Below are 11,787 nucleotides of genomic sequence, written 5' to 3'. Positions count from 1 at the left end.
ATATTCCAGATTATCGAAGGTGTCTCAGGTGCGGCTTGATCAACCGCCGCCATCTGCCGATCCGCCTTCCTGGTAACGCGCGACCTCGTCCAGCAGCCATGCGCGGAACGCCACGACAGGACGGAAGTCCTTCCTGCTCAGAGGCGCGACCGCATAATAGGCGCTGGTGCTTTTGACCTGATGTGGAAAGGCTTGAACGAGCTGGCCATTTGCGAGTTCGGAGTCGATGAGGAAAAGCGGCATCAACGCGAGCCCCAGTCCGGCAATGCAGGCTTGGGCCACGTTGCTGAACTGTTCGAACCGCATGGCCTGCGATGGGGTGCCGTTAACCTGGAGGCTTTCAAAAAAATGGCTCCAAGCCCCGGGACGGGACGCCATCTGCAGCAGCGGCAGGCGAAGCAGATCTTCGGCCCTCACGATGGGATGTGAACTGAGAAAAGACGGGGACGCGATCGGTGCAACCATCTCTTCCATAAGAAATATGCTTTCCGTACCGGGCCAATCGGGCTGGCCGATATGAATCGCCATATCTATGTCGTCGCGGTCGAAATCGAACACGCCTATGCGCGTGGCGAAGTTCAACGTGATCTCCGGGTGTCTAGCGACAAATCGCGGAATGCGTGGCATCAGCCAGCGGGTGCCGAATGTCGGCAAGATGGCAAGATTGAGCTGATCGCTATGTTGTTTGGTCATGGCCTGCAGCGAAGCGGAACGGATTTCCGCCAAAGCGCTGGCAATAGCCCGGGCATAGTCTGTGCCCGCCTCCGTGAGGTTGACGCCACGGCTAGTGCGCTCGAACAGTAAAACGCCGATTTGTTCTTCCAGCGCTGCGATCTGCCGACTGATCGCTCCCTGCGTCAGGGAAAGCTCCTGTGCTGCCGCAGAGAAGGTGCCCAGCCGCGCGACGGAATCGAACGCTGCGAGAGCCGAGGTGGAGGGAAGGAGCCTTCGCGAGAGGTTTGCCATGCGCTATTACTATAGCTCATAGGCCGATGAGTAAACCTCGCTTTCTCAGTCGTGAAAAAACAGCTTTAATTCCGTCAAATTCGAACTGCCAAAACCTCAACGGGAGGACGACGATCTTGGCCTTTTCTTGGAACGACCCTTTTCTGCTCGACGACCAGCTGACCGAAGATGAACGGATGATCCGCGAGTCCGCTGCGGCTTTCGCAGAATCTGAACTCTTGCCGCGCGTTGAGGACGCCTATCTCGAAGAAGCGACCGACCCGGAGCTGTTCAGGTTGATGGGGCGGACGGGCCTTCTTGGGGTGACGCTGCCTGAAGAATACGGGGCCGCGAACGCATCCTACGTTGCCTATGGTCTGGTCGCCCGCGAGGTCGAGCGTATCGACTCCGGATATCGTTCGATGATGAGCGTGCAGTCCTCGCTGGTCATCTATCCGATCTTCGCCTACGGCTCCGACGAGCAAAAGAAGAAGTATCTGCCGGGCCTCGTTTCGGGTGAACTGATCGGCTGTTTCGGCCTGACCGAGCCCGACGCGGGCTCGGATCCCGGCGGTATGAAAACCCGTGCCGAGAAAATCGAGGGCGGCTACCGATTGCGCGGCTCGAAGACGTGGATCTCGAACTCGCCGATTGCGGATGTCTTCGTCGTCTGGGCAAAATCTGAGGCTCACAACAATGAAATACGCGGCTTTGTTCTCGAAAAGGGCATGAGGGGCCTTTCGGCTCCAAAAATTGGTGGCAAGCTTTCGCTGCGCGCCTCGATCACGGGCGAAATCGTGATGGACGGTGTCGAAGTCACCGAGGATGCGCTTCTGCCCGGCGTTTCCGGTCTCAAGGGGCCGTTTGGCTGCCTCAACCGCGCCCGTTACGGCATCTCCTGGGGTGTTATGGGAGCTGCCGAGGACTGCTGGTTCCGCGCTCGTCAATACGGCCTGGACCGCAAACAGTTCGGGAAACCGCTAGCAGGGATGCAGCTTTATCAAAAGAAGCTCGCCGATATGATGACCGAAATCACGCTCGGACTGCAGGGCTCGCTTCGCGTTGGCCGGCTGATGGATGAGCACAAGATGGCCCCGGAAATGGTCTCGATCGTCAAGCGCAACAACTGCGGAAAGGCGCTTGAGATGGCGCGGCAAGCCCGGGATATGCATGGCGGCAACGGCATTCAGATCGAGTATCACGTCATGCGCCACGCGCAGAACTTGGAGACGGTCAACACATACGAAGGGACCCATGACGTCCATGCCCTGATCCTTGGGCGTGCTCAGACAGGCCTCCAGGCGTTTTCCTAATTCCCGATAGTCTATTCGGCACAGGCCGTCCTTTAACCTCCGGATTAACGCGAGGCAGCATGCCTATAGTGGATAAGATTTCTACCGTCGCCGTCATCGGTGCTGGACAGATGGGTACTGGGATCGCGGAAGTCGTGGCGAAACACGGGTATGAGGCACTGATTTACGATCTCGACAAAAGTCGAATTCGCGCGAGCATCGAGGCGAGCGCCGGATATTTCGGGCGCCAAGCGGAAACCGGCAAAATGCCGGGCGAGGCGGTTGAGCAGGCGATCTCCCGAATAAAGGGAGCGTTCTCCCTGTCGGATCTGGCGAGCGCCGATTTGGTTGTCGAAGCGGTGAGCGAGAATGAAGACCTCAAGAGGAAGGTCTTTACGGATGTGTGCACTGTCCTGAAGCCCGACGCGATCCTGGCGACGAACACATCGTCGCTCTCCATAACGCGGCTCGCCGCGTCAACCGACAGGCCCAATCATTTTATAGGGATGCACTTCATGAATCCCGTACCTGTTATGAAGCTCGTAGAGCTGGTTCGCGGCATCGGAACGGATCAAGAGACGTTTGCCATAGCCAAGGATTTCGCCGAATCCATCGGCAAAACGGTCACCGTCTCCGAGGATTTTCCGGCCTTCATCGTAAATCGTATCCTGATCCCCATGATCAACGAAGCGATCTACACCCTGTATGAGGGTGTTGGAAACGTGGAAGCCATAGACATCGGCATGAAACTCGGCGCCAATCATCCGATGGGGCCACTCGAACTGGCGGATTTCATCGGTTTGGACACATGCCTTTCCATCATGCAGGTCCTTCACGAAGGGTTGGCTGATAGCAAATACCGTCCGTGCCCGCTGTTGGTCAAATATGTCGAGGCCGGGTGGCTCGGTCGCAAAGCACAACGCGGGTTCTACGACTACAGGTACGTTCCAGCTCGGCCAACTCGCTGATCCCCATCTCATCCCCAACATCGAGATTTGTCAGGCATTTATCATGACCGAAGAACACGCAGACGAAAGTCGCGAGAGCATGGAATTCGACGTTGTGATCGTCGGCGCCGGTCCGGCCGGTCTTGCGGCGGCGATCCGGCTGAAGCAGGTCAATCCGGAGCTCTCGGTCGTCGTGCTGGAGAAGGGCTCTGAGGTCGGAGCCCATATCCTGTCTGGCGCCGTCGTCGATCCGATCGGCATCGACCGGCTGCTGCCCGGCTGGCGTGAGGAAGCCGACCATCCGTTCAAGACCGAGGTCAGCGCCGATCACTTCCTACTGCTCGGCCCGGCCGGCTCTGTTCGCCTGCCGAATGTGCTGATGCCGCCGCTGATGAACAATCACGGCAATTACATCGTCTCGCTCGGCAACGTCTGTCGCTGGCTGGCGACCAAGGCCGAAGAACTTGGCGTCGAGATCTATCCGGGCTTTGCCGCAGCGGAAGTGCTCTACAATGAAGAGGGCGCGGTGATCGGTGTCGCCACCGGCGACATGGGCATGGAGAAGAACGGCGAGCCTGGACCCAACTATACCCGCGGCATGGAACTACTCGGCAAATATACCCTGATCGGCGAGGGCGTGCGCGGCTCGCTCGCCAAGCAGCTGATCGCCAAGTTCGATCTGCAGAAGGATCGTGAACCGCAGAAGTTCGGCATCGGCATCAAGGAACTCTGGCAGGTCAAGCCCGAGCATCACCGGCCGGGCCTGGTGCAGCACTCCTTCGGCTGGCCGCTGGGCATGAAGACCGGCGGCGGCTCCTTCCTCTATCACCTGGAAGACAATCTGGTGGCGGTCGGCTTCGTCGTCCACCTGAACTACAAGAACCCCTATCTCCACCCCTTCGAGGAGTTCCAGCGCTTCAAGACGCATCCGGCCATTCGCGGAACCTTCGAGGGCGGCAAGCGGCTGTCCTATGGGGCGCGCGCCATCACCGAGGGCGGCTACCAGTCGGTGCCGAAGCTCACCTTCCCCGGCGGGGCGCTGATCGGCTGTTCGGCCGGTCTCGTCAACGTGCCGCGCATCAAGGGCAGCCACAATGCGGTGCTGTCGGGCATGCTGGCGGCCGAGAAGCTGGCGGCGGCGATCGCAGCCGGCCGCAGCCATGACGAGGTCACCGAGATCGAGAACGAATGGCGCAAGGGCGACATCGGCCGTGATCTGAAGCGGGTGAGGAACGTCAAGCCGCTGTGGTCGAAGTTCGGCACCGCACTCGGTGTGGCGCTCGGCGGCTTCGACATGTGGACCAATACGCTGTTCGGCTTTTCGTTCTTCGGCACGCTGAAACACGGCAAGACCGATGCGCAGTCGCTGGAGCCTGCCGCCCAGCACAAGCCGATCGCCTATCCGAAACCGGACGGCGTCCTGACCTTCGACCGTCTGTCCTCGGTGTTCCTGTCGAACACCAATCACGAGGAAGACCAGCCGGTGCATCTCAAGGTCAAGGACATGGGCCTGCAGAAGCGTTCCGAGCACGATATCTATGCCGGCCCGTCGACACGCTACTGTCCGGCCGGCGTCTATGAGTGGGTGGAGAAGGACGGGCAGGACACCTTCGTCATCAACGCCCAGAACTGCGTGCACTGCAAGACCTGCGACATCAAGGACCCCAACCAGAACATCAACTGGGTGCCGCCGCAGGGCGGCGAGGGGCCGGTCTATCCGAATATGTAGTCCAACGATGATCTGCGGATTTAGGAACGATCAGGAGTTATCGATGCAGTTTCCGCTGGAGGGCGTTCGGGTCGTGGAGTTGGCGCGTATCCTGGCTGGTCCGTGGGCTGGACAGACACTTGCCGACCTGGGAGCGACCGTCATCAAGGTAGAAAGTCCGGATGGCGACGATACGCGCCGTTGGGGGCCTCCTTTCATCAAGGATGGCGATGACGTCGCTGCGGCCTATTTCCATAGCTGCAATCGCGGAAAACTGAGTATCACGGCGGATTTAAACTCTGTGGAAGACGTCGAAAAGGTTCGTGCACTGATCGCCAACGCGGATGTCGTCATCGAGAATTTCAAGGTAGGCGCCTTGAAGAAGTTCGGTCTTGATTACGAGAGCCTGAAGGCGATCAATTCGAAGCTGATCTACTGCTCGATTACCGGATTTGGCCAAACCGGTCCCTATGCCGGGCGCGCAGGATACGATTTTATCGTCCAGGGCATGGCGGGCATTATGGATTTGACCGGTGAACCAAGTCGGGAGCCGCAGAAGATTGGCGTGGCGTTCGGCGATATCTTCACAGGGCTCTATTCGGTGATCGCTATCCAGGCCGCTTTGATCCTCCGTAACAGCACAGGTGAGGGAGAGCATATCGATATGGCTCTGCTGGACAGCACGGTGGGCGTCTTGGCCAACCAGGCGATGAATTTCCTGGCCTCGGGAAAGGCACCAACGAGACTCGGCAATGCGCATCCCAACATCGCGCCATACCAGGTATTCCCGGTATCCGACGGCAATATCATTATCGCCTGCGGGAACGACAGTCAGTTCGCACGGGTGTGCGATATCCTTCGGCTATCCGCTGTGGCAGCCGATGTTCGTTTCAAAACGAACGCGGACAGAGTGCGTCATCGAGAGGAACTGACATCGGTGATGGAAGCGCGCACGAAGCTCTTCAACCGGACGGATTTGCTAGCCGACTTTGCGCGCTTGGGTGTTCCCGCCGGGCCGATCAACACCGTGGAAGATGTATTTTCGGATCCGCAAGTGCTGCATCGCCAGATGGCGGTGGAGAATGAAGGGATACCGGGCATCCGGACGCCTATCATCTTCTCGGAGACGATGCTGACCCGGCATCGTAAGTCGCCAAGGCTTGGCGAGCACAATGGCAAAGTGCGGTCAGACTGGTCTTCGACGGACTGATGCTTGCTAGCATCGCCGAACGTTCCTTTCGTTCATCCTCCCGCATTGATACGGCCATCCCTTCACCGTATCCACATGCATTATGGGCGCCTATTGCCTGCAGCCCCAACGCATTCAAGAATTGTCGTGCGGCAAACCCCGGTGTCCCGCTGGATGAGAGGTTGTGTGCGCCAGGCTCGGTGGGCGATCCGGAATTCGAGGTCCTTGTAAAAATAGGTCTTGGCCTTTTGTCTCAGACGGCTCCTGTCCAAAGCGTCTGCCGTTACGACAAGATGTGCGGCAAGCCGTTTGAATTGCCATGGCGGCGAACCTTGCTCCTTCTCGATCACCTCCACATGGTAATAGGGATCGTGATCGGCGGGATCCGGATGTTTGTAGACGGTGGCCCAACGAACTGTCCGTGGTGAAACGGAGAGAATGACCGTGGAAACATCCGTGGATTTCACCGGTTCGGCACGTGTGAAGACCGGTGCGGCCAATATCGTCGCGACAGCCAGAAGGATAGCTCCAGGAACTACTCGCATGGGTAAACAGCGTTCCATCCAAGAGTTAAATCACTGCCACGCTTTGAATGAATTTTTAATGCCGCCTTTTTCTGAAAAATTCAACGCCAACACGAGGGATGGACGACTGCGTGTGCTCCGACCGATTCTGGAACAATGTCTATCGTCCCCTGTTACATTGACGATAAGACGAGTGCTACGTGAAGGACGAAGCAGTTGGAGGGCTCGATGAAGCGGAGCATAGGATTTGGGTTGATACTTGCCGTTGTGCTGACAGGCTGCACCACCGGCGCAGGCAATTATTCGTCGGCGGGGCTGGCCCCCATTCCCGGCAGCATCACCTATAATGGTCAACCGCGCACGAAGTTGACGAAGTCGCCCGTCGGCTCTTCCTTCCCGCATACCTTCACAGATCAATGGGGACGCCAGGTCGAGGAGATCTACATCATCCGGCCCGACCGGAGCTTGCTGATCGCCGAGCGCCACTACCGGCCGGTCTTTTCGCTCGACGACGACTAAGCGCGGCGTCAGTCGAGTACTCTCTACGACACGATCCGAGGCCGCGTCTGACAAGATTTCAGGATTGTCAGCATCGCGATTATGGCCGACGCTCCGTTATCGAAGCGAGGGGATGTGCATGGTCGATATTATTATCCGAAGCGCTCTTGATATCGTTGGGCGGACTGAGCGGCTTATCGAAGCAATGAGGCGACTGCTCCAGAGCAAAGGTCTTGACGAAGTCGAGGTCTACGAGCTCGATTATGAGATCGAGCGGCTCGGGGACATGGTTTTCAACATGGACGAAGCTGTTCGATCGCTGGCACGCACGGTCGAAGGCTGGCCGCAGCCGGTTCTTGCACACGAGATCCGCAGGACATTGCATTGACGGCTGATCGCCGCTTTTGCAACTGACGTGTCACGAAGTCGGTTTTGAGTTGGGAATGTCGATTCTGCGTGTCACGCCGATGTCACGCGACCGTCGCAGCAATATGTGCTTGATAGGCGTCGTTAGGCTCGGGTTAAGGCACGGTCGGGCCAAAATGCTATTGTTTCGCGGGGGCGTCGCAATGACCTTGAAGACTTCGGGGCGAAAATCACAGCCCCACGAATTTATCTTTCCGGTTCACACGCGCACGATCGCAGAGATCAGGTACAATAGTCTCAGCCGCGTGATGACGGTGGTCTATCACGACGGTCGCTCGTGCACGACGTCAGGCATACAAGGTCCCGCCATGCTGCGGATCCTCGCCCAGCAGCCATTGGAGCGCTCTCCGTTTCTGTTGCAGACGGTGATCTGACGCAGAGGCGTCGTCGGCCCTTGTCGCGCCGCGGGTGTTCGCTTGTTAAATCAGCGCGGTTATGCATCCATTTCGCGCGGGCTGCGTTCATCTCCAACAGCCAATCCATGGAGGGAATGCCGATGACCTTTCCACCACCGAAGGCCGAAGCTCCTGCGCAGCGCTTCGAAGAGGCGACCGCCGCTGCGCGCGAGGCTTTGGAAAGGCTGATTGCAGCCGCCAATGAAGCCGGATGGGGCACCGAAGAGATAACCTCAGCGCTCCTGAAGGCTGCGCAGTTTCTGAGCGACGCCAACAAGAGAGATCCCGATCCGGCCGACGATCCCGCCATCAGCGATGAACCTGCCAGGGCACAGATCGGTCGTGGTGAGCTCTACGATTGATGCATGTCGCCCAAAAAGCGTGCAGCGGTTTTGGGCAACGACATGCATGAAAACAAAGATCTAAACGGGTTGGTTTTCTGCTCGAACTGACCGCCGCGTCGATGCTCAGCGCATGAGCAGGGCCACCAAACCAACCTGGGAATTGACCCCGAGCTTGGAATAAATGTTTCTGAGATGAGTCTGGACAGTTTCGTAGCTGATGTGATCGGCTACGGCCACTTCCTTTGGAGAACGGCCTGAGGCAATGCTGGATGCGATCCGGATTTCCGTCGCAGTCAGTTTGTATGTTTCCATCAGGAAGTCTCGCCGCTCATTGAATGGTGTCGTGATCATCGGCTCGATGATCACGGCCACGGTCGGCCCCTCCAGGAATTCGGTGAACGCGTCGGACTGCAGTCGGACGAGGGTGATGCGGTAATTGGCCTTGTTCTTCCCCTTTACAATCGCCGTATGCGGCTTTGTTTGCACACCCTTTCTGGACGTCAGGAAATCGAGAACGGCAGCTGATGTCTCGCATTGAAGTGCGAGCCTGCCATCCGGCGCGATATGCACAGGGAAGCCAGCTTCCACGAACGCTTCCGCACTCCTATTCCATTGGCGTGCTCGCCCTTGCTCGGAAACGTAGATCAGTCCGGCGCCGATACTATCAAACAGGGTTTGCGTTGCCTGTTTTTCCGGTGCCAGCAGATCGCGCTTCCGAATGAAGTCGAAAGCCCTTTTCAAATGCGGCGCGAGGATCGTGTAGCGCCCGGTTGCCGCTTTGTTGAAATCGGGGTCTGCCGACGACGTGCAGGTCGACAGAACGAAGGTGCGGGTTTCCTCCCGGATGATGGAGACACCGATGCTGGTCTCGCAGCCGGCCTGCCCCTTCAGCCAATCGTTGTAGAATTCCGATTTGAGCAAGTCTTTGCGTGGAAAGATTTCGTCTCCACAGACACCCTGGCCGACGGGCACGACGCTCAATCTCGGAATCCAAGGGTTCACCGAGGCAAAGTGGCTGCTGAACTGGTCGACCTCGGTCCTCGAGAAGCCCGATACGTAAGGAACATGAGCAATAGGCGAGGCCAGATCGTGGTAATGGAGTGCAGCTTTTCCATTGGGCGAAGTTTGCGCAACTCGATCCAGAAAATCTTGCCAGTTGCACTCACCGAAGAGACTTCCATAGATCAAATCTATCAGCTCAGATGAAACCTCATTTGACTGGAGCATGATCTTTCTGAAAATCCCATGACGAGTATTTTCAGTATTAAATAACGTAGGCCAGGCAAAGACAACAGGAACTATATGCAATAACAAATCGGTGGCCATCGATACAACACGGCCGATCACAATGCTGCTGTGCGACCGATTGATTCCGCCTGGATCTGCGGTCTCACCGGCCGATCGTCGCGACGGAGCCGCGTACGACAAGGCGCGTACTGACGCGCAGACGTTCGACGGCAAGAGGCGTGCGTTCGATGCGGGCGACCAGACGTTCGCTCGCGAGCTTGCCCATCTCGTAGACGCGCTGGTCGATGATGGTGATCGGTGGAACGGTGACGCTGGTCCAGTCGGCATCCAGGAAGCAGATCATCGACACGTCGCTCGGGATTGACAGGCCGAGCGACTGCAGCGACTTGAAGATGCGCAAGCCGACGAGGCTGTCGGATGCCAAGAGTGCAGTTGGCGATGATCCCTCCGAGACCAGGCGTTTGATCACGCCGTCCGTCTGTTGCTGGTCGGTGGCGCCGAGCCTGACATAATGAAGAGGGTTCGGCAGGCCCGCCTCGGTCAGGACGCTCACGAAGCCTTCCACGCGTTCGCGCACGGCGGAATTCGATATTCGCCCGACATCGGTGAGCCCGCCGCCTTCGGCATCCATGGCGGAGACGTAAGCGAGGCGGCGATGCCCTTGCCCGATCAGATACCGGGTCGCGGTGACTGCCGCATCCTGGTCGTCCCCGGTCACGGCGTCGACATCGAGTTCCGGAATGGCCCGGTCGAACAGGACCAGCGGCACGCCGGCGCGGCGGATATCTCGGAGGTGATCGATGTTGTCGCAGCGAGCGGGCGTGACGATCAGGCCATCGACGCGTTTGCCGATCAGAAGGTCGACGGCCGATTTTTCCGCATCCAGCTGTTCGCCCGAATTCGCGATGATGACGTTGAAGCCCGCAAGCCGGGCAGCATCGCTGATGCCGCGCACCGCCAGGCTGAAGAAAGCGTTCTCGATATCGCCGACCACGACCCCGATGATGCCGGATCTTCCGGTGCTCATGCTCCGGGCGAGCTCGTTCGGGCGGTATTCGAGCGCGGCTGCCGACGCCATGACCTGATCCGTGATCTTGGCGCTGACCACGCCGTAGCCGCCGAGCACGCGGGCGGCCGTCGCCTTCGAGACCTTTGCGGCCTTCGCGACATCGGCGACCGTGACTGAACGTTTCGAATGAGCGGAATCTTCCATAAGCCGAGGACTACAAGAGTTGTTGACGGCCGGTCAATTGACGGATATCAAATATGTTGTGAGACCGGTCTCTTTATACAGGAGACCGGTGTCTTGTCCAGAAGACTCTGCCGCACTATGCGACGGGGGCGGGGCGACGCGACAATGCCGACAAGAGCATTCCTTTCAGAGCGGAGAACGAACATGAAGCCTTTTGAATCATTTGCGGCCACCCTCGCCCCATTGCGGGCCGGCCTTTTGACATGCCTTCTTGCAGTGGGTGCAGGATCCGCGGCGGCGGCTGACAATCCCTATAAGCTAATTGAGCCCGGGGTGATCAGCGTTGGCACGATGGGCGATTCCAAGCCCTATACGTTTGCGACGGCGGACGGCCAGTTCACGGGTTTCGATATCGAGTTGTTTCTCAACGTCGTCTCCCGCCTCGGTTTTCCAAAGGACAAGGTGACGTTCACGGGCCAGGAATTTTCAGCCCTTCTGCCGTCGGTCGCTAACGAACGGTTCGATGTTGCCGTTGCGGCGATCGGAACCACCGAAGCCCGCAAGAAGACGGTCGACTTTTCCGACGGCTATCTTGCCGGTTATCTCTCTGTCTTGACTGCGGATGCCGCCATCAAGGATGCCAGTGGCCTCAAGGGCAAGCGTCTCGGCGTCGTGCAGGGGACCTTGCAGGAAGTCTATGCGGCCAAGAATTTCGGTGAGACCGATCTGGTGAAATTCCCCGACAACAATTCCGCCGTGGCCGCCCTCAACAACGGAACGATCGATGCGCACTTTCTCGACTACGAGGCCGCCAAGCAATATGGCGAGCGCTATCCCGCGCTGAAGGTTGCTGTAAACATCCCGTCCTTCGATGCGCCGGCGGGCTTCGTAGTCAAGAAGGGAAATGATGCCTTTCGGACGGCGCTGAACGGCGCGCTTCACGACGCGATGCAGGATGGCACCTGGAAGTCCCTTTATGAAAAGTGGTTTCCCGGCTCGCCCATGCCGGACCAGTATCTTCCCAAGAAGTAAGGCCGCAGGCCGGCCGTTCAGAGCGGACGGCTGACAAATGGCGCTGC

Annotated in this window: 13 protein-coding genes; 9 read left to right on the top strand and 4 right to left on the bottom strand. The window is 58.3% G+C overall.

Features of this window, described 5'->3' with window-relative positions; genetic code table 11:
- Positions 1 to 39: 39 nt before the first annotated feature.
- A complete protein-coding gene (locus FHT69_RS23380; protein WP_183906031.1) occupies positions 40 to 966 on the bottom strand; it encodes a LysR family transcriptional regulator in 927 nt (308 codons plus the stop codon).
- Positions 967 to 1,082: 116 nt separating this feature from the next.
- On the opposite strand from FHT69_RS23380, the gene FHT69_RS23375 reads away from it, so the two are divergent.
- Genes FHT69_RS23375 through FHT69_RS23360 form a run of 4 tightly spaced genes read left to right on the top strand, consistent with a single transcriptional unit; the run spans position 1,083 to position 6,102 of the window.
- On the top strand, positions 1,083 to 2,258 hold the full coding sequence (locus tag FHT69_RS23375) for an acyl-CoA dehydrogenase (RefSeq protein ID WP_029868073.1): 1,176 nt from the start codon (positions 1,083 to 1,085) through the stop codon (positions 2,256 to 2,258).
- Between the two features lie 59 nt (positions 2,259 to 2,317).
- Positions 2,318 to 3,205, top strand: a complete 888-nt coding sequence (locus FHT69_RS23370; protein ID WP_029868072.1) for a 3-hydroxybutyryl-CoA dehydrogenase — start codon at positions 2,318 to 2,320, stop codon at positions 3,203 to 3,205.
- Between the two features lie 43 nt (positions 3,206 to 3,248).
- Positions 3,249 to 4,913, top strand: a complete 1,665-nt coding sequence (locus FHT69_RS23365; RefSeq protein ID WP_183906030.1) for an electron transfer flavoprotein-ubiquinone oxidoreductase — start codon at positions 3,249 to 3,251, stop codon at positions 4,911 to 4,913.
- A gap of 43 nt (positions 4,914 to 4,956) precedes the next feature.
- Positions 4,957 to 6,102, top strand: coding sequence for a CaiB/BaiF CoA-transferase family protein (locus tag FHT69_RS23360; protein WP_183906029.1), 1,146 nt, complete (start codon positions 4,957 to 4,959; stop codon positions 6,100 to 6,102).
- A gap of 80 nt (positions 6,103 to 6,182) precedes the next feature.
- On the opposite strand, the gene FHT69_RS23355 is transcribed toward FHT69_RS23360, so the two are convergent.
- Complete coding sequence (locus tag FHT69_RS23355) at positions 6,183 to 6,626, bottom strand: DUF5086 family protein (protein ID WP_183906069.1); 444 nt, start codon at positions 6,624 to 6,626, stop codon at positions 6,183 to 6,185.
- A gap of 207 nt (positions 6,627 to 6,833) precedes the next feature.
- Between FHT69_RS23355 and FHT69_RS23350 the strand changes: the two genes are divergently transcribed.
- From FHT69_RS23350 to FHT69_RS23340, 4 genes are all read left to right on the top strand, one after another.
- On the top strand, positions 6,834 to 7,124 hold the full coding sequence (locus FHT69_RS23350) for a hypothetical protein (protein ID WP_029868068.1): 291 nt from the start codon (positions 6,834 to 6,836) through the stop codon (positions 7,122 to 7,124).
- Positions 7,125 to 7,242: 118 nt separating this feature from the next.
- On the top strand, positions 7,243 to 7,491 hold the full coding sequence (locus FHT69_RS23345; RefSeq protein WP_097543809.1) for a hypothetical protein: 249 nt from the start codon (positions 7,243 to 7,245) through the stop codon (positions 7,489 to 7,491).
- 181 nt (positions 7,492 to 7,672) lie between these two features.
- The gene (locus tag FHT69_RS34345; RefSeq protein ID WP_028757534.1) at positions 7,673 to 7,903 is read left to right on the top strand and encodes a hypothetical protein; all 231 of its coding nucleotides are present in this window, start codon (positions 7,673 to 7,675) and stop codon (positions 7,901 to 7,903) included.
- A 122-nt stretch (positions 7,904 to 8,025) separates the two neighbouring features.
- Positions 8,026 to 8,286: a hypothetical protein gene (locus FHT69_RS23340; protein WP_029868066.1), complete on the top strand. Its 261-nt coding sequence runs from the start codon at positions 8,026 to 8,028 to the stop codon at positions 8,284 to 8,286.
- Positions 8,287 to 8,391: 105 nt separating this feature from the next.
- Here FHT69_RS23340 and FHT69_RS23335 read toward each other — a convergent pair whose 3' ends face one another.
- Entirely contained in the window at positions 8,392 to 9,495 is a 1,104-nt protein-coding gene (locus tag FHT69_RS23335) for a helix-turn-helix transcriptional regulator (RefSeq protein ID WP_183906068.1), read from the bottom strand.
- Between the two features lie 163 nt (positions 9,496 to 9,658).
- Complete coding sequence (locus FHT69_RS23330; RefSeq protein ID WP_097543755.1) at positions 9,659 to 10,729, bottom strand: LacI family DNA-binding transcriptional regulator; 1,071 nt, start codon at positions 10,727 to 10,729, stop codon at positions 9,659 to 9,661.
- 183 nt (positions 10,730 to 10,912) lie between these two features.
- Here FHT69_RS23330 and FHT69_RS23325 point away from each other — a divergent pair, with 183 nt between their 5' ends.
- On the top strand, positions 10,913 to 11,740 hold the full coding sequence (locus FHT69_RS23325; protein WP_028757530.1) for an ABC transporter substrate-binding protein: 828 nt from the start codon (positions 10,913 to 10,915) through the stop codon (positions 11,738 to 11,740).
- Positions 11,741 to 11,787: the final 47 nt, after the last annotated feature.

Origin of the sequence: Rhizobium sp. BK008, from assembly GCF_014197345.1 — a bacterium.
In the GTDB taxonomy this organism is placed as follows: Bacteria; Pseudomonadota; Alphaproteobacteria; order Rhizobiales; family Rhizobiaceae; genus Rhizobium; species Rhizobium anhuiense.
This window is presented reverse-complemented; position numbering and strand designations above follow the sequence as displayed.